Annotated in this window: 17 protein-coding genes; 11 read left to right on the plus strand and 6 right to left on the minus strand. The window is 76.3% G+C overall.

The features are described from left to right. Window positions 1–102: 102 nt before the first annotated feature. The gene (locus EJA20_RS10925) at window positions 103–879 is read right to left on the minus strand and encodes a hypothetical protein (protein WP_164983942.1); all 777 of its coding nucleotides are present in this window, start codon (window positions 877–879) and stop codon (window positions 103–105) included. Window positions 880–1064: 185 nt separating this feature from the next. On the opposite strand from EJA20_RS10925, the gene glf reads away from it, so the two are divergent. The 5 genes from glf (at window position 1065) to EJA20_RS10955 (ending at window position 8207) form a co-directional block, all read left to right on the plus strand. After that, window positions 1065–2255, plus strand: a complete 1191-nt coding sequence (gene glf / locus EJA20_RS10935) for a UDP-galactopyranose mutase (protein ID WP_129338188.1) — start codon at window positions 1065–1067, stop codon at window positions 2253–2255. After that, window positions 2252–4207, plus strand: coding sequence for a glycosyltransferase (locus EJA20_RS10940; RefSeq protein ID WP_129338189.1), 1956 nt, complete (start codon window positions 2252–2254; stop codon window positions 4205–4207). The genes glf and EJA20_RS10940 overlap by 4 nt, the downstream gene beginning before the upstream one ends. Next, entirely contained in the window at window positions 4204–5055 is an 852-nt protein-coding gene (locus EJA20_RS10945; RefSeq protein ID WP_129338190.1) for an ABC transporter permease, read from the plus strand. The genes EJA20_RS10940 and EJA20_RS10945 overlap by 4 nt, the downstream gene beginning before the upstream one ends. After that, entirely contained in the window at window positions 5055–5777 is a 723-nt protein-coding gene (locus EJA20_RS10950) for an ABC transporter ATP-binding protein (protein ID WP_129338191.1), read from the plus strand. Before EJA20_RS10945 ends, EJA20_RS10950 begins: the two co-directional genes overlap by 1 nt. Before the next feature lie 84 nt (window positions 5778–5861). Further along, window positions 5862–8207: a hypothetical protein gene (locus EJA20_RS10955; protein WP_129338192.1), complete on the plus strand. Its 2346-nt coding sequence runs from the start codon at window positions 5862–5864 to the stop codon at window positions 8205–8207. A gap of 99 nt (window positions 8208–8306) precedes the next feature. Here the strand turns inward: EJA20_RS10955 and EJA20_RS10960 are convergent, their stop codons facing one another. The 4 genes from EJA20_RS10960 to EJA20_RS10975 form a co-directional block, all read right to left on the minus strand. Next, window positions 8307–10646, minus strand: coding sequence for a hypothetical protein (locus EJA20_RS10960; RefSeq protein WP_129338193.1), 2340 nt, complete (start codon window positions 10644–10646; stop codon window positions 8307–8309). After that, on the minus strand, window positions 10643–11248 hold the full coding sequence (locus EJA20_RS10965; RefSeq protein WP_129338194.1) for a hypothetical protein: 606 nt from the start codon (window positions 11246–11248) through the stop codon (window positions 10643–10645). Before EJA20_RS10965 ends, EJA20_RS10960 begins: the two co-directional genes overlap by 4 nt. A gap of 163 nt (window positions 11249–11411) precedes the next feature. After that, window positions 11412–12317 carry a glycosyltransferase family 2 protein gene (locus EJA20_RS10970; RefSeq protein WP_164983943.1) on the minus strand — a complete coding sequence of 302 codons (906 nt, stop codon included), beginning with the start codon at window positions 12315–12317 and terminating at the stop codon, window positions 11412–11414. Next, entirely contained in the window at window positions 12314–12928 is a 615-nt protein-coding gene (locus tag EJA20_RS10975) for a GtrA family protein (RefSeq protein WP_240675377.1), read from the minus strand. The genes EJA20_RS10970 and EJA20_RS10975 overlap by 4 nt, the downstream gene beginning before the upstream one ends. 109 nt (window positions 12929–13037) lie before the next feature. On the opposite strand from EJA20_RS10975, the gene EJA20_RS10980 reads away from it, so the two are divergent. The 3 genes from EJA20_RS10980 to rfbB all read left to right on the plus strand — a co-directional run bounded on the left by EJA20_RS10980 (window position 13038) and on the right by rfbB (window position 16138). Next, window positions 13038–14045, plus strand: coding sequence for a glycosyltransferase (locus EJA20_RS10980; RefSeq protein WP_240675378.1), 1008 nt, complete (start codon window positions 13038–13040; stop codon window positions 14043–14045). 23 nt (window positions 14046–14068) lie between these two features. After that, window positions 14069–15061 (plus strand): NAD-dependent epimerase/dehydratase family protein, encoded by a 993-nt coding sequence (locus tag EJA20_RS10985; protein ID WP_240675379.1) that lies wholly within the window; start codon window positions 14069–14071, stop codon window positions 15059–15061. Window positions 15062–15142: 81 nt separating this feature from the next. After that, window positions 15143–16138 (plus strand): dTDP-glucose 4,6-dehydratase, encoded by a 996-nt coding sequence (gene rfbB, locus EJA20_RS10990; protein ID WP_129338195.1) that lies wholly within the window; start codon window positions 15143–15145, stop codon window positions 16136–16138. 93 nt (window positions 16139–16231) lie between these two features. Here rfbB and EJA20_RS10995 read toward each other — a convergent pair whose 3' ends face one another. Continuing rightward, a complete protein-coding gene (locus EJA20_RS10995; RefSeq protein ID WP_129338196.1) occupies window positions 16232–16852 on the minus strand; it encodes a dTDP-4-dehydrorhamnose 3,5-epimerase family protein in 621 nt (206 codons plus the stop codon). Between the two features lie 256 nt (window positions 16853–17108). On the opposite strand from EJA20_RS10995, the gene rfbD reads away from it, so the two are divergent. The 3 genes from rfbD (at window position 17109) to EJA20_RS11010 (ending at window position 20138) form a co-directional block, all read left to right on the plus strand. Further along, window positions 17109–17957, plus strand: a complete 849-nt coding sequence (rfbD, locus tag EJA20_RS11000; RefSeq protein WP_129338197.1) for a dTDP-4-dehydrorhamnose reductase — start codon at window positions 17109–17111, stop codon at window positions 17955–17957. Between the two features lie 111 nt (window positions 17958–18068). Further along, window positions 18069–19280, plus strand: a complete 1212-nt coding sequence (locus EJA20_RS11005; RefSeq protein WP_129338198.1) for a M15 family metallopeptidase — start codon at window positions 18069–18071, stop codon at window positions 19278–19280. A 123-nt stretch (window positions 19281–19403) separates the two neighbouring features. Continuing rightward, the gene (locus EJA20_RS11010; protein ID WP_129338199.1) at window positions 19404–20138 is read left to right on the plus strand and encodes a hypothetical protein; all 735 of its coding nucleotides are present in this window, start codon (window positions 19404–19406) and stop codon (window positions 20136–20138) included. The last annotated feature ends 23 nt before the right edge of the window (window positions 20139–20161 follow it).

A 20161-nucleotide genomic window follows, 5' to 3' on the forward strand; every position in this document is an offset into this window, starting at 1 on the left:
GGCGTGGCCGGGGGCGGCACGGGGCCGCCCGCACGACCGCCGGGCCCGCCGCGGCTGCGACGGGCCCGGCGGTGCTGCGGCGTCGCCGGGCGACGCCCGGCGTCAGCGCCGCTCGGGGGTCGGGCGGCCGAGCGCCGTCCACTCCGCGAAGGTCAGGGCGCGGTTCACCGTGGGGCCGGCGTAGTAGACCGTCGACCCCGAGCCGATCCGGTAGACGGTCTCGCCGGGGAAGCTCGTGACGACCAGCGGGGTCGGCATGGCCAGCTCGGACCACTCGGCGTAGGCGAGCGGCGTGCCCTGGCCGGCCTCGAGGGACGTCATGTAGGCGATGCCCGGGTCCCACGAGAGCTTCGCCACGCCCATGTCGGCCTGCACCTCGGGCTCCGGCCGGCCGAGGTCGGACCACTGGTCGTACGAGAGCTTCGTGTACGAGCCGGGATCGACGCCGAACACCTCGGCGGACGTGCCCCACTGCAGGAAGCCGGACCCCGGGTAGACCTCGACCGCGGGGTCCGGCGCACCGATGGACTGCCAGTCCGAGAAGGTGAGCGCCTCGGCGAGGAACGTCGTCTCCGGGTCGGCCGGGTCGCCGAAGTACGCGACCGCCGAGACGACCCGGGACCAGGGGGCCCGGTAGACCTCGACCGGCGCGATGCCGTCCGGGGCGGGGCGGCCCAGGTCCACCCACTCGTCGTAGGTGAGCTGCACGGCGACGGGCACGCCCTCGTCGGAGTAGACGTCGAACAGCGCTCCGGACCACTCGACCTGCCAGAGGTCGCCGATGGTGCCCGGGGCGGCGGCGGCGGGGGCCGCGGTGAGCCCGGCGGCGAGGAGGGCGGCCGCGGCGGCGGCGGAGGCGAGGGACTTGCGGGACGTCATGGTGCTCCTCGGGCGTCGGGGCCCGGTCATCGGCGACCGTGCCGTCCCCCGAGCGTCACCGCCCGGGTGGCACCGCCGCCACCCGGGCGGGCCGCGGTGTCCGGGACCGGCCACGCCGCGCCGCGCGCGGGCCGCGGTGGAGCACCGACTAGCCTGAGGCGGTTGTCCGAGGAGAGGGAGTGGGCGTGGACGTCGATCTCGTCGTGGTGGGTTCCGGGTTCTACGGGCTCACCGTCGCCGAACGGTGCGCGGAGGAGCTCGGCGCCCGGGTGCTGGTGATCGACCGCCGGGACCACATCGGCGGCAACGCCTACACCGAGGACGAGCCCACGACGGGCATCGAGGTGCACCGCTACGGGGCGCACCTGTTCCACACGTCGAACGAGCGCGTGTGGGAGTACGTCAACCGGTTCACCGCGTTCACGTCCTACGTGCACCGGGTCTACACCACGCACCGCGGCGAGGTGTACCCCATGCCGATCAACCTCGGCACGATCAACCAGTTCTTCCGCTCGGCGCTCGGTCCCGACGCCGCCCGCGCCCTCCTGCGGGAGCAGGCGGCGGAGCTGGGCGGCAAGGAGCCGGAGAACCTCGACGAGAAGGGCATCTCCCTCATCGGGCGCCCCCTGTACGAGGCGTTCATCCGCGACTACACGGCCAAGCAGTGGCAGACGGACGCGCGCGAGCTGCCCGCGGGCATCATCAGCCGGCTGCCCGTGCGCTACACGTACGACAACCGGTACTTCAACGACACGTACGAGGGCCTGCCGGTCGACGGGTACACGCGCTGGATCGAGCGGATGGCCGACCACCCGCGCATCGAGGTGCGCCTGGGGACCGACTTCTTCGACGAGGGCCAGCCCGTCAACCGCCGCTCCGTCGTCGGGCAGGTCCCCGTCGTCTACACCGGCCCGGTGGACCGCTACTTCGACCACGTCGAGGGCGAGCTCAGCTGGCGCACGCTGGACTTCGAGCAGGAGGTGCTCGACATCGGCGACTTCCAGGGCACCCCCGTCATGAACTACCCCGACCTGGACGTGCCGTACACCCGCATCCACGAGTTCCGGCACTTCCACCCCGAGCGGACGCACTACCCGACGGACCGCACGGTGGTCATGCGCGAGTACTCGCGCTTCGCCGAGCGGGGCGACGAGCCGTACTACCCCGTGAACACGGCCGCGGACCGTGCGCGGCTGCTGGCGTACCGCGACCTGGCCCGCGGCGAGCGCCAGGTCCTCTTCGGGGGGCGTCTGGGCACCTACAAGTACCTCGACATGCACATGGCGATCGGCGCGGCCCTGACGGCCGTCGACAACCGGGTGGTCCCCGCGCTGCGCAGCGGCGCCGGGCTCGAGAGCGGCGGGGTGGACCTGTGAGCACGACGACGGCGGCCCCGACGACCACCCGCGTGCTGCAGCGGGTCGTGCTGCCGGTCGAGGGCGACCTCGACGTGCTCCCGCTGTACGTGGAGGGGACCTCCGTGCGCGCCGCCGCCGTGGCCGGGGCGCCCGAGGACGAGCCGGCCGGGGCGGCGCCGCAGCGGCTCGAGCAGGTCCTGGACCGGCACCGGTACCGCGTGCCGGCCTCGGGCCGCAGCTCGTTCGGCACCTACTTCAACGCCTTCCCCGCCTCCTACTGGCGCCGCTGGACGACCGTGGCCTCGGTGACGCTGCGGGTGCGGGTGTCTGGCACGGGCTCGGTCTTCGTGTACCGGTCGAACGCGAAGGGGGACGTCAGCCGCGTCACCTCGGAGGCGGCCCCGGCGTCGGGGGAGGAGCTGGCGATCGAGCTCCCGCTGACCCGCTTCGCGGACGGCGGCTGGTACTGGTTCGACGTCGTCGCCGGGGACGGCCCCTGCACGCTCGAGCACGCCGCCTGGACGGCGGAGGTGCCGGAGGGCACGCACCAGGGCACCGCGACGGTCGCCATCACGACGCTGAACCGGCCCGACGACGTCGTCGCCCTGCTGGGGCAGCTCGGGGCGGACCCGGAGGTGCTGCCGGTCCTCGACGCGGTGCTGCTCGTCGACCAGGGCACGCAGCACCCGGAGGACGCGGAGGGCTTCGCGGCGGCCGAGGCGGCGCTCGGCGGACGCCTGCGGGTGATCCACCAGGGCAACCTCGGCGGCTCCGGCGGGTTCTCCCGGGGCATGCTCGAGACGGTCGACGCCGGGCGCAGCGACTACGTGCTCATCTCGGACGACGACGTGCGCACGGAGCCCGAGGGGCTCCTGCGGGCGGTCGCCTTCGGGGACCTCGCCCGGACCCCGACGATCGTCGGCGGGCACATGTTCAGCATGTTCGACCGCGCCTTCCTGCACTCCATGGGCGAGCGGGTGCAGCCGTGGCGCTTCTGGTGGGGGCCGGTGCTGCGCGACAGCCACGGCTTCCACCTCGACCGGTCCTCGCTGCGCACGACGGCCGAGCTGCACCGGCGCGTGGACGTGGACTACAACGGCTGGTGGAACTGCCTCATCCCCACGGGCGTCGTCCGCGACCTGGGCCTGTCGCTGCCGTTCTTCATCAAGTGGGACGACGCGGAGTACGGGCTGCGCGCCAAGGCCGCCGGCGTCCCGACGGTGTCCCTGCCCGGCGTCGCCGTCTGGCACGTGCCGTGGACGGACAAGGACGACTCCCTGGACTGGCAGGCGTACTACCACCAGCGCAACCGCTTCGTCGCGGCCCTGCTGCACTCCCGGTACGAGCGCGGCGGGCGGCTCGTCCGCGAGAGCTTCCTGCACCAGGTGCGGCACCTGCTGTCCTCCCAGTACTCCGTCGCCGAGCTGCGGCTCCAGGCGCTGGAGGACCTGCTCGAGGGCCCGGAGCACCTCCACCGCGACCTGGCCACGCGCCTGCCGCGCATCCGGCAGGTCCGCGCGCGCTTCCCCGACGCCCGCGTGTCCTCCGACCCCGGGGCCTACCCGGCGCCGCGACGCGAGAAGCTGCCCCGCAAGGGCGAGGACGTCACCCTCCCCGAGGGCCGGCTGCCGGCGCTGGCGATGGCCGCGGTCGGCGTGGTCAAGCAGCTGCGACCCACCCGGCCGTCGGCCCAGGAGGCCCCGGAGGCGCAGGTCGCCGCCGTCGACGCCCGCTGGTGGCTCCTCGCGCAGTTCGACTCGGCGGTCGTCTCGACGTCCGACGGCGGCGGCGCGGCCTGGTACCACCGGGACCCCGAGCTGTTCCGCGACCTCCTGCGGCGCAGCGGGGAGCTGCACGCCCGGGTGCTGCGCGAGTGGCCGGAGCTCGCGCAGCGCTACCGCGCGTCCCTCGACGACCTGGTCTCCCCGGAGGCGTGGCGCCCCGCCTTCGCCCCGCGGGAGGACGGGTGAGCGCCACCGCGCTCGTCGAGCCGGGGCGGGGGCGCGGCCTCCTCGACGTCCTCGACCGGCGGTTCCTCCTGCGGCTGCTCGTGAAGAAGGAGCTCCGGGTCCGGTACCGGGGCTCGGCGCTGGGCATGCTGTGGTCCTACGTCAAGCCGGCGACCCAGTTCCTCGCGTTCTACCTGGCGCTCGGGGTCTTCCTCGAGCTCAACCGGGGGACGGAGGACTACGCCGTCTACCTGTTCTCCGGCATCGTCGTCATCAACTACTTCGGCGAGGGCTTCGGGAACGCGACGCGGTCCGTGGTCGGCAACGCCCCCCTGGTCAAGAAGGTGTACCTGCCGCGGGAGCTGTTCCCGGCGGCGTCGGTCTGGGTGTCGGCCGTGCACCTGCTCCCGCAGGTGCTCGTGCTGCTCGTCGGCGCGGTCGGCTTCGGCTGGCGGCCCGACCTCGGCGCGGTGGTGGCCGCCGTGCTCGCCTTCGTGATGGTGACCCTCCTCGCGCTCGGCCTCGGCATGCTGGCCGGGGCGGTGAACGTCCTCTTCCGCGACGCGGAGAACCTCGTCGACCTCGTCATCATGCTGGCGACGTGGGTCTCGCCGGTGCTCTACACGTGGGACCGGGTGGCGGCCGTCCTGCCGGGCTGGGTGTTCACGCTCTACCAGCTCAACCCGCTCACGGTGGCGGTCGAGCTCTCCCACCGCGCCTTCTGGTGGCCCGCCACCTCGCGCGAGGCCGCGCTCCCGCCGCACCTGCTGTGGACCGGGCTGCTCGGCCTCGGCGTGTCCGTCCTCGTCGTCCTCGTCGGCCAGCTGGTGTTCCGGCGCCTCGAGGGCCGTTTCGCCCAGGAGCTGTGATGGTCACCGCCGTCGAGGTGCAGGGCGTGACGAAGGACTTCCGGCTCAGCCACGAGCGCTCGCTCAAGGAGCGGGTCGTCGCGACCGTCCGCGGGCGGCGCACCACGGAGGAGTTCCGCGCGCTCGACGACGTCGACCTCACGGTCGCGAGCGGCGAGAGCGTGGCCCTGCTCGGCTTCAACGGGAGCGGCAAGTCGACGCTGCTCAAGGTCGTGTCCGGGGTCATGCGCCCGGACCGGGGGCGCGTGCGCGTCCGCGGGCGGGTGGCGGGCCTCATCGAGGTCGGCGCGGGCTTCCACCCGGACCTCACGGGCCGCGAGAACGTCTTCATGAACGGCGCCATCCTCGGGATGGACGAGCGCCAGGTGACGCAGCGGTTCGACGACATCGTCGCGTTCAGCGAGATCGAGCGCTTCATCGACACCGAGGTGAAGCACTACTCCTCGGGCATGTTCCTGCGCCTGGCCTTCGCCGTCGCCGTGCACAGCGACCCGGACGTGTTCCTCATCGACGAGATCCTCGCCGTCGGCGACGAGCCGTTCCAGCGCAAGTGCCTGGACCGGGTGCGCGCGCTGTCCGGGGAGGGGCGGACCCTCGTCGTCGTCAGCCACGACCTCGACATGGTCGCCGGCCTGTGCACCCGTGGCGTGCTCCTCGAGCGCGGGCGCCTCGTGGCCGACGGGCCGTCGCACGAGGTCGTCCGTCGCATGCGGGAGGGTTAGGGCGGGCGGCGTCCGCCGCCGGCCCGCCGCGTCCGTCCGGCACGCCCGGGCCTGCGCCGGGTGCCCGCTCGGTAGGATCGGCCGGTGCCTCGCCGCCTCACGTCCCTCTGGGCTGCCGCCGCCGCGCTCGCCGTGCTCGTCGGTGCGCTCCTGCCCCTGCTGGGCGACGGCCGCTTCTACTTCGCGGACGACACCCAGGCCGGTGCCTACGGCATCTGGTACGAGCTCGGGGAGCGCCTGCGCGCCGGGACGCTGCCGCTGCTGGAGGTGTCCACCTGGCAGGCCGGCAACGTCCTCGCCGAGGGCCAGTGGGGCGTCCTCAACCCGGTGGTCCTCCTGCTCGGCCTGGCGGCCACCGTCGTCGGCGACGCCGTCCTGCTCACGACGGCCGTGAAGGTGCTGTTCCTCGTCGTGGCCTCGCTGACGACGTTCGCCCTGGCCCGTTCCTACGAGGTCCGCCACGAGCTGGCGCTCCTCGCCGCGGTCCTCGTGCCGTTCGGCGGCTTCACGCTGTACATGGACGCCGCGTCCTGGGTCACGGGCCTGTTCACCTGGGCGCTCCTGCCCGGGTTCTGGGCCGCGCTGCGCCGGGCGGCGGCCGGCGGGAACCCCCTGCTCGCGGGCGTGCTGGGGTACCTCGTCGTCACCGTGGGGTACGTCCACGGGACGATCGCCCTCGTCGTCGTCGGTGCCGGCGTCGCGCTCGAGGCCTGGCTCGGCGGGCACGGGCGCCCGGCCCGGGCGCGGGCCGTCCCGGTCGTGCGCGTCGTCGGCCTCGGGGTCCTCCTCGGGCTGGTGGCGCTCGCGGTGTACCTGCCCGGGATCCTCGCGGCGGACGTCACCGTCCGGGACTCGGAGGAGGTCACGAACGACAACTTCCTCGTCGCCGACCTGTCCGGGCTCCTCGCCGGCGTCGTGCCGCTCACGCAGCCGCAGGTCGGCGGGTGGTGGGGCGGCACCGCCAGCGTCCCCCTGCTGTACTCCGCGTGGGCGCTGCCGCTCGTGGCGCTCGTCGACGTGCGGCGGCTCGCCGCGACCTGGCGCCGCTGGTCGGCGATCGCCGTCCTCCTCGTGGTGGCGACGGCCTTCCTCGTCGGCCCGAGCAACCTGGGCCCGCTGCGGTTCCCCGTCCGCATGCACCCGTACCTCGTCCTCACCGTGGTGCTCCTGCTGGTGGTCGGCCTGTCCCGGGCGGCGGCCCCGCGGCCCTCGGTGCGCCGGCTGGGCCTGGCCCTCGCGGTGGTCGCGCTCGGCACCTACCTCGGCTACGCGCAGGTGCCCGAGCACCGGACGATCGCGGTCGTCGGCGGGCTCCTCGCCGCCGCCGGCCTCACGGCGGCGTGGTGGGCCCTGGGCGGGGTGCTGCCTGCGCGGGTGGCGCGCCTCGCGCGGCGTCCCGGCGCCCTCCGGCCCGCGGTGCGGCCGCGGGCCCTCGCCGGCGTGGCGGTCGCGACGGTGCTGCTCGTGGGGTTCGCCCAGCAGCACTGGTTCCCCCGGACCTGGCTGCCCGACTTCGGCCTGCCCGCCGCCGTGGAGGAGTACCGGGCGCCCCTGGCGGACGTCGGCCCCGGGGACGTCATCGTCGTCGGCGCCCCCACCACCGAGGCCGGGGAGCGCGGTGCCCCTCCCCGCGGCACCTGGGACGACACGCTCGTGGCCAACGCCTGGTACCTCAACGACGCCAGCGTGCAGAACGTCTACACGCCGCTGTCCTACCGCGCCTACGCCTGGCGGCTGTGCATGAACTGGCGCGGCGAGACCTGCCCCGAGGCCCTCGGCGCGCTCTTCACGCCGGTCCAGGTGGGCAACGGCGAGCGCCTGCTCGTCGACCTCCTCGCCGTCTCCCACGTGCAGCTCGTGCGCGCCGCCTTCGACGGGGACCCGGTCGTCCCCGAGGGCTGGCACCTGTCGGAGGAGACGCCGACGACCCTCCTGTGGAGCCGGGACACGCCCGTGCCCGGCGCGGGCGGGGTCGTCTCGACGTCCCGCGGCCTGGAGGTGACCACCGTCGAGCAGTCGGACACCCGCGTCCGGATGTCGGTGGCGTCCCCCGCCGGGGGGCGCGTCGTCCTCAGCCGGCTGGACTGGCCGGGCTACCGCGTGAGCGGCGGCACCCTCGCGGCCCCGGCAGAGGACTTCCTCGTCACCGTGGACGTGCCGGCGGGACGGGCCGGGCGGGTCGTCGACGTCTCGTTCGAGGCCGCCGGGTGGGGGGTCGGGCGGCCGGCGGCCGTCGTCGGGGTCGCGGGGCTGCTGGCGTGGTCGCTCGCGGCGGGTGTGCTCCGCCGGCGCCGCGGCCGGCCGGCCGGGGTCGCCCCGGCGGACCCGGCACCCGGCCGACCCGTCCGGCCCGCGGCCGGGGAGGCCACGCCGCTGCCGGCGGGGGCGACGAGCAGCGGCACGGCCGGCCGGTCGACCGACGGCGTCTGACGCCGCCGAGGACGGGACCGGCGACCGGGGCCGGCGACGACGGGGCCGGCGACCGGCCAGCCGGCGCGGCCCGCGGCCGCCGCCGGGTGCCCGCGGCCGTCAGGGTGCCGGCGCCCCGAGGGGGATCGCCGCCACGGACGCGTCGGACAGGACCGCGATGAGGGGACGGGGCGACCCCGCGAGCGAGACGAGCGCCGACCACCCGGTCACCGGACGCCGCTGCGTGGCCGTGAGGAGGTAGACCGTGTCGGCCGCCGCGGAGCGGACGAAGACGGGGCCGCGCTCCGGCGCCGGCGGGGTGCGCAGGGGCAGCGCCCGGCAGGTCGCGTCCGCGGGCCGGGTCACGGGCAGGGTCGGCGGGTCGGCCACGGCCGGCGTCCGCAGCACGGGACCGGTGCCGTCCCCGAGGTAGCTGCGCCCGAAGCACGTGAGCACGGGGGACAGGTAGGCGCGCGCCACCGTGTAGCCCGCGAGGGCCGGGCGGGGGACCGTCGTCCAGCCCGTGAGCCCCAGCTGCCGCGGGACCGCCAGCGCGTCGACGTGGACGAGCCCGGAGACCCCGTCCACGAGGTAGATCTCCGCGCCGTCGGCCGGCCGGACGAGCGTCCCGGGGGACAGGACCGGCGTGCCCGTCGCGGCGCGCGCGAGGGTCGACGTGGCCACGGTGCGCACGGCGGGCGTCCCGCCGGTGAGGGCGACGAGGTCGGCCCAGCTCCCGACGGCCCGGCGGACGCCGGCCTCGAGGCGCCACACCGTCGGCGTGCCCGGCTCCTTGACCACCGGCGGGGCGGTGGCGGCGGGGAGGACGCCGAGGGCCCGGCGCAGGGCCGTGCTCGCCGGCGGGGCGGGCACGGGGAGGGTGCCCGCGTCCGCCAGGGGCAGCAGCCCGTCGGTCGTCAGCAGGAGACGCCGGGCGCCGTCGGCGAAGACGCCGGTGGTGACGCCGCCGGCGCCGAGGCGCTCGATGGAGGCGCCGTCGAGGACGCCGCGCGGCAGGCCCCACAGCGGGGTCGCCATCAGGGAGGCGTCGAGCGAGGTCGTGGCGCCGCCGTCGACGAGCACGGCGGCCCCGTCCTCCCGGCGGACCGCGACGGTCGCGTCCCGGACCACGGGCACGCCGACGGGCAGGTGCGCCACGGCGGCGCGCGGGAGGTCGGTCGGCGCGACGCCGGGCAGCGTCGCCTGGAGCGCCACGAGGTCGGGGATCTCCCGCAGGGTGGCGTCCGTGACCCAGTAGTGCTGCCCCTGCGGCGTGCGCACGAGGCGCGTCACGTCGCCCCGGTCGGCGAAGAGGTCGACCTGTGCCGGGTTGAGCGCCGTGAGGGCGCCGCAGGACGCGCCGTACGCGGCCACGTCGGTGCAGCTGCGGAAGTGGCGGCGCGTGCCCCGGTCGAGCAGGTACACGGCGCCGTCGCCCCGGTCCACGACGAAGGGGGAGGCCGGCCCGCGGTCGGCACGCCGGTCGAGGTAGGTCTGGGAGACCACCCCGACGGGCCCGAGCGGCGCCAGCGCGTCGAGCATCGCCAGGTCCCGGACGTGGTAGCGCTCCTGGTCGACGACGAGCCAGACGCGGTCGTCGGTCGCGGTGCGCAGCAGGTGGCTGCCGGCCTGCGTGCTGCCGAACCAGTCCGTGAAGATGCGCCAGAAGTTGCGGTTGCCGTAGGCGCTGCAGCTGTCGCCGCTGCCGTACAGGTTGGCCATCGCGGCGGCGTTCGGGACGTAGGGCGTGTAGATGTACAGGCCCGCCGTCGCCTGGTTGCGGATGGTGACCTGGGCGGACCCGCAGACGGCGTTCGGGTGGTAGCCGATGGTGTTGGTCCGGCCCGCCTGGTACGCGTACCGCGTGGGGCGCGAGGCGTACACCTTGTACTGGCGCGCGGCCCGGTACACCTGGTTCGAGAAGCCGAAGTACTCCGCGTCGCAGGGCGCGGTGTCCGGGCACCCGAAGCCCGTGGCGCGCTGGTACGCGTAGAGCGTGGGTCGGGTGCGCGTGACGAGGCTCTGCTCCTTCTCCAGGAGCACGAGCAGCACCCGGGGGTTGACCCCGCAGGAGTCGGCCACGCGGGCGACGATGGTCGCGGCGCTCTCGCCCGCGGCCCCGGCGTAGCCGGCGCACAGGCCCGCCTCCGCCGGGCGGCTGGGCGTGTCCTCCGTGTACCGCTTGAGGCACGGCCGTTCCCCGTCGACGCAGCTCGAGCCCCGGGCGTCGAGGAAGGTCTGGATCTGGCCCGCGCTCATCGTGCCCGGGTCGTAGAAGACGCTGTCCGAGATGATGGAGCCCGGGTCGAAGTCGCGGGCGTCGGCCGCGGCCGCGGGCGGGGCCGTGGCGACCTGCCCGGCCACGCCGGCCGTGACGGCGGTGCCGGCCACGAGGGCGAGGGCCAGGACGCGGGCGACGAGCCCGCGCAGGCCGGGGCGTGCGGTGCGGACGGTGCTCATCCCAGCTCCAGCGAGGTCGGGGCGGACGTGCCCGTCGAGGTCGGCGAGGAGTACTCGACGTCGACGACGGCGGCGCCGGTCAGGCCCTCCACGTCGAGCAGCGCCGGCTCGCAGACCGTGGTGGTGGCGTCGGCGAACGCGGCGACGCTGGCCTGGCGGACCTCCGCGCCGGCGCGGAGCGTGACGGTGCAGGTCCCGCCCGTCTCCACCACCTCGGCGACGACGGCGTCGACCTCGGCCGTCCCGTCCCCGAGCGCCGCCGCGTAGGTGATGCTCGGCGTGGCGGCGCGGCGGCCGTCGGCGCCCACGGGGGGCGGGTCGGCCGTGGCGGACGGGGCCGGCTCGGCCGTCCCCGGAGCGTCGGGGGTGGCGCTCGCGGCCGGCTCGGCCGGTCCGCTCGCCGTGGGGGAGGGGGCGGCGGACGTCGGCGCCGCCTCCGTGGGGCCGGCGGACGGCGGCGTGCTGCCGGCGGCGGCCGGGCCGCCCCCCGTGCACCCCGTCAGCGCGAGGACGAGCCCGGTCGCCAGCAGCGCCGCCCCGGCCGCCCCGCCGCGCGCGTGCCGCGCCCCGCCCCGTCCCGTCGTCGTCCCCCGTGCGCGCATGCCCCCGCCGTCCTCGCCGCGCACCCTCGGCGGCGCGCCCTGTCCCGTCCCACCGACGGTAACCGCTCGTCGCGCCGCCGCGGTGCACGCGCCCGCCCGGTGCCCGCGGACGCACCGGCCCCGGGCGCCGGGCCCGACCGGTCCGGGCCGGGCGTGGACTGGCTCAGGCGGAGGCGGCCGCGCCCGCGCCCGCGCGCGGGCGCATGCGCCGCCCCAGCACGAGGTAGGCCGCCCGCCGCTGCAGCGCCGCGACCTGGGCCAGCGCGTCGCCGCGGCGGACGTCGGCGGCGGAGACGGCCTCGGGGGCCAGTGCCCGCGCGGACCGGTGGAAGACCGCCGCCTGGCGCGCCTGGTCGCGCATGAGGCGCACGCTCCACTGGGACGCCGACACGCGGAACGCCGCGAGCGAGCGGCGCACGGGCACGAAGTCGCCCTGGACGAGGACCCGGGCGTAGGTGCCCGCGTCGATGTAGTACGGGCTCGTGTCGTCCCACCAGCCGGCCGCCTCGAGGGCGGAGCGGCGCAGCAGGACGCAGGCGGGCTCGCCGAAGACGTTCGTGCCCGCCCGGACCGTCACGCGCAGGGCCTGCGCCCCCGGCAGCCGGCCGCGCAGCCCCGCGAGCCCGCGGCCCCGCACGAAGACGCGCCCGTCGGCGTCGACGAGGTCGCGCTGCGAGGCGACGAGCACGACGTCCTCGCCGCCCTCGTCGAACGCGCGCACCTGCTCCTCCACGAGCGTGGGGCGGACGAGGTCGTCGCCGCACACGAGCTTGAGCAGCTCCCCCCGCGCCTCCCGGCTCACCGCGTCCCAGTTGCGCTTGGCCCCGCCGCCCGCGGGCGTGCGCAGGAGCCGGACCCGCGGGTCCGCGGCGTAGCGCTGGAGGATCTCCCAGGTCCCGTCCGTCGAGGAGTGGTCGGCGACGACGACCTCGAGGTCGGGGTAGGTCTGCGCGAGGACGGAGTCCATCGTCGCGGCGATGTAGTCCGCGTTGCGGAACGCGGGGACCACGACCGAGACCCGCGGGGGTCGGGGGCCGGGGGCTTGGGGGGCGTCGGGCCGGTCGCTCACGCGGGGTCCTCCGAGGTCGGGGGCGAGGTCGGGGGCGAGGTCGGGGGCGCGTCGTCGGCGGGGCGCCGGCGGTGGAACGAGAAGCCCCGGTGCCCGAAGAAGCTGATGGTGGCGGTCACGAGGGTGACGAGCAGCTGCCCGACGATGGGCGCCAGGCCCAGCACCTCGACCGTGAAGGGGAGGGCGACGGCGTTGACGCCGAGCGAGGTGAGGTTCACCAGCTCGAAGCGGAACAGGTCGAGCCAGACGTGGCCCCGGACGCGGAAGACGAGGCGCCGGTAGAGGACGAACGCGGTGAGCACGGCCGCCACGTGCGCGCACAGCAGGCTGGCCATGTAGCCGAACCGCTGGCCGATGCTGAGCTCGAAGACGACGAACCACGCCGTGCCGATGGCGGTGTTGAAGGCGCCGACGAGCAGGAAGGCGACGCGCTGGTCCCGCACGAGGCGGAACAGGGGGCCGAGCGAGCCCTCCATCCCGGCGGGCGGGGCGGGGGTGCCCGCCGTCGGGGCCGGGGCGCCGCCGGCCACCGGGGGCGCCAGGGGCTCCGGGGGCGCCGCCGCCCCGGGTCCCGTCGCGCGCCCGGGGGCGGCGTCCTGGGGCTGGGGCACGGTCGGGGGTCTCGCTCTCGCCGGCGGCGCCGGGTCGCGGCGGACGCGGTGGCGCGCCCCGGCGCGAGGCGTCCGGGTGCGCGGGAACCCCTCGACTATAGTCGGCGGCGTGAGCGCGACGGAGGAGCCGGGGCGGGCCGACGAGCCGCACCGGCTGTCCCTCGTGATCCCCGTGTACCAGGGCGAGAAGACGCTCGAGGCGCTCGTCGCGGAGATCGAGCGGCTCACCGTGCCGTTCCGCACGGCGGCCGGGCACCTCGCGGTGGTCGACGAGGTGCTCCCCGTGTACGACAACGGGCCCGACGACTCCGCCCGGGTCATCCGGGAGCTCGCGCGCAAGCACGAGTTCGTCCGCCCCGTGTGGCTGTCGCGCAACTTCGGGCAGCACCCCGCCACGCTGGCGGGGATGGCGTCCTCCGGCGGGGACTGGATCGTCACGCTCGACGAGGACGGCCAGCACGACCCGGGCGACATCGGGTCGCTGCTCGACGCGGCGCTCGCGGCCGACGCCTCCGTCGTCTACGGCCGGCCGACGAACTCCCCGCCGCACGGTGCGCTCCGCAACGCGGCGTCGCGGGGCTCGAAGGTCGTCGTCCGGTCCCTCACGGGCGGCACGGACGCCACGGTGTACCAGAGCTTCCGCCTCGTGCTCGGCGAGATCGGCCGGTCCGTGGCCGCCTACGCCGGCCCCGGCGTCTACCTCGACGTGGCGCTCGGCTGGGTCGCGGGTCGCGTGGCGCAGGCGCCCGTGACGCTGCGCGCCGAGGACCGCGAGTCCGGCTACCGCCTGCGCAGCCTCCTGTCGCACTTCTGGCGCATGGTGCTCTCGAGCGGCACGCGCGCCCTGCGCGCCGTGAGCGTCACCGGGGTGGCGTTCGCCATCCTCGGGATCGCCTTCGCGCTCTACCTGCTCGTCAGCCGGCTCGTCGGCGGGCCGGTGGCGGAGGGCTGGACGTCGACGATCGTCGTGCTGCTCGTCGGCACGGGCGCGATCCTCTTCGCCCTGGGGATCGTCGCGGAGTACGTCGGGGTCGCGGTCAACATGGCCATCGGCAAGCCGCCCTACCTCATCGTCGGCGACCCGGCCGACGGTCCCCTGGGCCGCCGGCAGCGGTGAGCGCCGCCGCCCCGGACGGCCCGGTGCCTCCCCTCGGCCCGCCGCACCCGGCGGAGGGCCCGCGGGCGGTGCTCGTGGTCGGCGCCGGGGGCCTCCTCGGGTCGGCGGTGGTCCGCGCCCTCCGCCGCCGCGGCGTCCCCGTCGTCGCACCCCGGGTGCCGTGGTCCCGGCCCGCGGACTCCGTCGCCGCGCTCCGCGTCGCGGTCGACGAGCTCCTCGACCGGGCGGGGGGCGGCCCGTGGTCGGTCGCCTGGTGCGCGGGTGCGGCCGTCACCGCCTCCACCCCGGCGCAGCTCGAGGTCGAGCTCGGGGTCCTCGCCGCCGCCGCGGACCACCTGCGGACCGCGTCCGCGGGCACGCCCGGCCGCGTCTTCTTCGCCTCGTCCGCCGGGGGCCTGTACGCGGGGGCGCGGGGCGCCCCGTTCGACGAGCGGACCGTCCCCGCCCCGCTCGCGCCGTACGGGCACGGCAAGCTCCGGGCCGAGGCGGTCGTGGCGGCGCTGGCCTCGCCCGACGTGGGCGTGGTGCTCGGACGCATCGCGAACCTCTACGGGCCGGGTCAGAACCTCGCCAAGCCCCAGGGGCTGATCTCGCAGCTGTGCCGCGCGCACGTGGTCGGGCAGCCGCTGAGCGTCTACGTGTCCCTCGACACGCTGCGCGACTACGTGTTCGTCGACGACTGCGCGCTCATGGTCCTGGACCTGCTCGACCCGCGCACGACGCCCGTCGACGGGGTGCAGGTCAAGGTGCTCGCCTCCCAGCACGCCGCGTCCGTCGGGGCGCTGCTGGGGGAGTGCCGACGGGTCTTCGGGCGCCGCCCCCGGGTGGTCCTCGGCGCCTCGCCGACCGCCCGCTTCCAGGCGCGCGACCTGAGGCTGCGGTCGGTCGTGCTCCCGTCGGTGGACCGGCACGCGCGCACGCCGCTCGCGGCGGGCATCCACCGCACGCTCGTCGACGTCACCGGGGCGCTGCACGCGACGCCCGAGCCGCGCCGGCCGCGGCGCCCGGTGGGCTAGATTCGGCGGCTGTTGACCACACCCCGCCGCGCCCGCGCGCGGGGGCGACCCGGCCCCCCGCGGGGACCAGGAGGCGGACCCATGCGCATGCTCGTCACCGGCGGCGCCGGCTTCATCGGCGCCAACTTCGTCCACCAGACCGTCCGGGAGCACCCGGACGTCGAGGTCACGGTGCTCGACGCGCTGACGTACGCGGGCGACGAGCGCAGCCTCGCCCCGGTGGCCGACGCGGTGACCTTCGTGCGCGGCGACATCGCGGAGGCGGACGTCGTGGACGGCCTCGTCGCCGCGACGGACGTGGTGGTCCACTTCGCGGCGGAGTCGCACAACGACAACTCCCTGCACGACCCGTGGCCCTTCGTGCGGACGAACGTCCTCGGCACGTACCAGCTCCTGGAGGCGGTCCGCCGGCACGGGGTGCGGTACCACCACATCTCCACCGACGAGGTGTACGGGGACCTGGAGCTCGACGACCCGGAGAGGTTCACCCCGGAGACCCCGTACAACCCCTCGAGCCCCTACTCCTCGACCAAGGCCTCGTCCGACCTCCTCGTGCGGGCCTGGGCGCGCTCCTTCGGCGTGCAGGCCACGCTCTCGAACTGCTCGAACAACTACGGCCCGTACCAGCACGTGGAGAAGTTCATCCCGCGGCAGGTGACGAACGTGCTCGACGGCGTCCGGCCCAAGCTCTACGGGACGGGGGAGAACGTCCGCGACTGGATCCACGTCGAGGACCACAACTCCGCGGTCTGGACCATCCTCGAGAAGGGCCGGGCCGGGGAGACGTACCTCATCGGCGCCGACGGCGAGAAGGACAACCGGACCGTCGTCGAGACGATCCTCGAGCTCATGGGGCAGGAGCCCGACGCCTACGACCTCGTCACGGACCGCCCGGGCCACGACCTGCGGTACGCGATCGACGCCACGAAGCTGCGCACGGAGCTCGGGTGGGAGCCGCGCTACACGACGTTCCGGGACGGGCTCGCGGCCACGGTCGAGTGGTACCGGGCGAACGAGGCGTGGTGGCGGCCGCAGAAGGACGCGACGGAGCGCCGCTACACCGAGCTGGGCCGGTAGAGCGCGCCGCCGGGCCGACCCACGGGTCGGCCCGGCGTGCCCGTGGTCGGCCGGGTGGGGGCCCGCCGCGCACCCGCCCGTGCGGCGGCGGTGTCAGTGCGAGCGCAGCCCGGCGAGGTAGCCCTGGACCTCGTCCCAGCGGGGGAGGAGGCCGTCCGCCTCGGCCTGCGCCAGGCCCGGTGCGGCCGCGTCCTTCTCCGAGAGCAGCGGGGTGAGCGGGCTGCCGTCGCGCGCCTGCGTCGGCCACTCGATGCCGATCGCGGGGTCGAGCGGGTGGATGCCGTGCTCCCGCCCGGGGGCGTAGGGGGTCGAGCACAGGTACAGCACGGTCGAGCCGTCCTCGAGCGAGCAGAACGCGTGCCCGAGCCCCTCCGAGAGGTACACGGCCCGGCGGTCGACGTCGTCGAGGAGGACCGCGTCCCAGCGCCCGAAGGTCGGCGAGCCGGCCCGGACGTCGACGACGACGTCGAGCACGGCCCCGCGGGCGCACGTGACGTACTTGGCCTGCCCGGGCGGCACGTCCGCGAAGTGCACCCCGCGCACCACGCCCGCGGCCGACACCGACAGGTTGGCCTGCCCGAGGTCGAGACGGTGGCCCAGCCTCTCGGCCAGCCCCTCCTGCTTGAACCACTCGAGGAAGACCCCGCGGGGGTCGCCGAACTGGCGCGGGGTGATCTCCCACGCCCCCGGCACCTGCAGCTCCCGGAGCTCCACCGGCGTCCCCTTCCCGCCTCGCGGCCGGTCACGCCCGTCGCGGGCCCGTCGCGCCCCGCCGGCGCGCCGGGCTCACCCTACGGGAGCGGCACGTCACGGGCCCGTCGCGGGCACGGGCGCGGGGTGGCGCGGGCCACGGCGGGACGCCGGTCCGCGCCACCCCCGCGGACCCTAGGGTGTGGTCTGCCCCGCGGCCGTCCGGCCGCCTGCCCCCGCCCGGCGCGGGGGCGGGGTGGTCCGCGAGAGCAGGAGAGACGTGCGCTGGTTGGTCGTGGGTGGCAACGGGATGCTCGGCACGGACCTGCGGGCTGCGCTGGTGCGTGCCGGCGAGGACGTGGTCGCCCCGGACCGGCGGGCCCTCGACGTGACGGACGCCGCCGCGGTGCGCTCGGCCGTGCAGGACGTGGACCTCGTCGTGAACTGCGCGGCCTTCACGGCGGTCGACGCGGCGGAGACGGAGGAGCCCGCGGCGTTCGCGGTCAACGCGACGGCGCCGGCGCTCCTGGCCCGCGCCGCGGCCGCCGCCGGCGCGCGGCTCGTGCACGTGTCCACGGACTACGTCTTCGCCGGGGACGGGACGCGCCCCTACGACGAGGACGACGACGTGGCGCCCCGGTCGGCCTACGGGCGGACGAAGGCGGCGGGGGAGTGGGCCGTCCTGGCCGCGTCCCGGGACCACCTCGTCGTGCGGACCGCCTGGCTCTACGGCGCCCACGGCCCGTGCTTCCCGCGCACCATCGCCCGCGTGGCCCGCGAGCGGGGGGCGGTGTCGGTGGTGGACGACCAGGTCGGCCAGCCGACGTGGACCGTGGACCTGGCCGACCTCGTCCTGCGGCTCGTCGCCGCCCGGGCCCCGGGCGGGGTCTACCACGGGACGGCCACCGGGGCCGTGTCCTGGTTCGGCTTCGCCCGCGCCGTGGTGGCCGCCGCCGGCCTGGACCCGGAGACGGTGAGCCCGACGACCTCCGCCGACTTCGCGCGGCCCGCCCCGCGGCCGGCCTACTCCGTGCTCGGCCACGGCCGTCTGGAGGCCGCGGGTGTCGCCCCCGTCGGTCGCTGGGCCGAGCGCTGGGCGGCGGCGGCCCCCAGCGTCCTCGCCGGCTGACCGGGCGCCGGGCTCAGGTCGCGGCGGTCGCGTGCCGATAGGGCACGCGGGTCGGGGCCGGGCGGGCCGCGGTCCCGGCGGCAGGTCGGCCGCCCCGCGAGAGGAGCACCCATGACGGCACACGGCGAGCGACGAGCAGGGCGGCTGCGCGGCCTCTGCGACCGGCTCGGCCGGGGCGCGGTGCGCCGCGCGGGGGCCTGCCTGGTGGCCGCGCTCGTCGGCGGCGCCGGCGTGCTGGCCCCGACGGCCGCCCACGCGGCGACCGAGGAGCTGCGGATGGACCCGCTCGCCGGGACCATCTACGCCGTCACGCTCGGGCCGGACGGGCGGGACACGGCGCACCGGGCGCTGGGCTACGCCGAGTGGCTCGCGCTCGGCGCCCCGGCGGCGGCGCCCCTGCCGGTCGACGTGGTCCGCTACCCCTGGTCGTCGAGCCTCTACGGCGTCGTCCGGTGGGCCACGGGCGAGACCGCCTGGACGCGGCTGGGCTGGTCCCAGTGGGCGTCCCTCGGGACGCCCGCGCCGCGCGACGTCGCGTGGGTGCCGGGGACGACGCTGCACCGCTGGGCGACCGGCGACGAGGTCTTCGCGACGTCGGACGGCACGGTGCACGCCCTGAGCCACGCGGAGTGGACGGCCATGGGCTCCCCCCGCGCCGAGCTGCGCGCGAACCGCGGGTTCGTGCGCCTCACGTGGGACAGCACGATCCTCGCCATGAAGGACCTCGAGCGGGGCCAGGGGACGAAGGTCGGGTACGCGGAGTGGCTGGCGGCCGGTGCGCCGACCCCGCAGGCCTCCCCGCGGCTCCCGGGCGACGCGATCGCCAAGGACCCCTCCGGCCCCACCGTCTACTACTTCGGCCCCTCGCTGGAGCGGGCCATCTCGTTCTCCGAGTGGCGCGCCGCCGGCGCCCCGGCGCCCTACGGCGGCCGCAACGGCCAGCTCGACGTCAGCACGCTGTGCGGCATCGCGTGGGACGCCGCCGAGCGGCTGCGCTGCGACGCGGCCGACGCCCTCGCGCGCTTCAACGCCGCCTACCGGGCGCGGTGGGGCACGGACATCGTCGTCGGCGACAGCTACCGCACCTACTGGCGGCAGGTGCAGCTGCGGCTGCAGCTCGGCCGCACCGCGGCGCTGCCCGGCACGTCCAACCAGGGCTGGGGCACGGCCGTGGACATCCCCGAGGCGGTCGGGCGCGCCTTCGGCACGCAGCGGTACGACTGGGTCGTCGCCAACGGCCCCGCCTTCGGCTGGGTGGCGCCGTCCTGGGCGCGCCTCGGCGGCTCCAACCCCGAGTACTGGCACTTCGAGTACGTCGGCTGACGCCGGAGGGGCAGGACGCACGGCCCCCGGTTCTCACCCGCCGCGACGGCCCGACGGGTGCGGGCTCCCCCCTAGCCTTCGACCGATGCGCCCGCCCGGGGCGCCCCGACGGGACAGGACGTCATGCGCCGCGCCTTCTCCGCCCTCACCACCCTCGCCGCCCTCGTGGCGGGCGTCCTGCTCGCCGGCCCCGCGCACGCGGAGCCGAGCGGCTACCACACCGTCCCGTGGTCGAACTCCTACGGCTTCTACCACGGGCACGCCTCGGGGTTCAGCTTCTACGGCCCGCTGGGCAGCCCGACGCTCGGGCGCGCGCCGGAGCCGTCCTACGTGGGGTACCCCTGGGCGCCCTCGGTCTACGCGGTCTCGGCCTTCGACGGCCCGACGACCGCGTCCTGGGGGTGGCGGCACCTGACCGCCGACGAGTGGCGCGCCGCCGGCATGCCCGAGGTGCGGTGGGGCGACGCCTGGATCGACGGCACGCGGCTCGTGAAGTACACGACCTCGTCGGAGATCATCGCGTTCCTGGACGGCTACTCCCACCGGCTCACGTGGGACGAGTGGGCCGCCACCGGCGCGCGCTCCCCGGAGCAGTCCCACGCGGGGTTCCGCAGGCTCACGTGGGACCCCACCATCGCGCACTACGTCACGGACGTCGACGCGTCCCCGATCGGCTACGCGGCGTGGGTGGCGGCCGGCTCCCCGACCCCCGAGGCGCTGCCGATGCTGCCGGGCGACCACATCTGCAAGCGCTCCGGCTCGCCCCAGCTGTACTACGTGGGGGAGACGCTGTCCTACCACCCGCTCACCGCTGCGCAGTGGGCCGCGACGGGCCACGCCCCCTACCGCGACTGCTGACCGCCCCGGCTGCCGCGCCCTCG

This window comes from Cellulomonas endophytica, assembly GCF_004123805.1.
In the GTDB taxonomy this organism is placed as follows: Bacteria; Actinomycetota; Actinomycetes; order Actinomycetales; family Cellulomonadaceae; genus Cellulomonas; species Cellulomonas endophytica.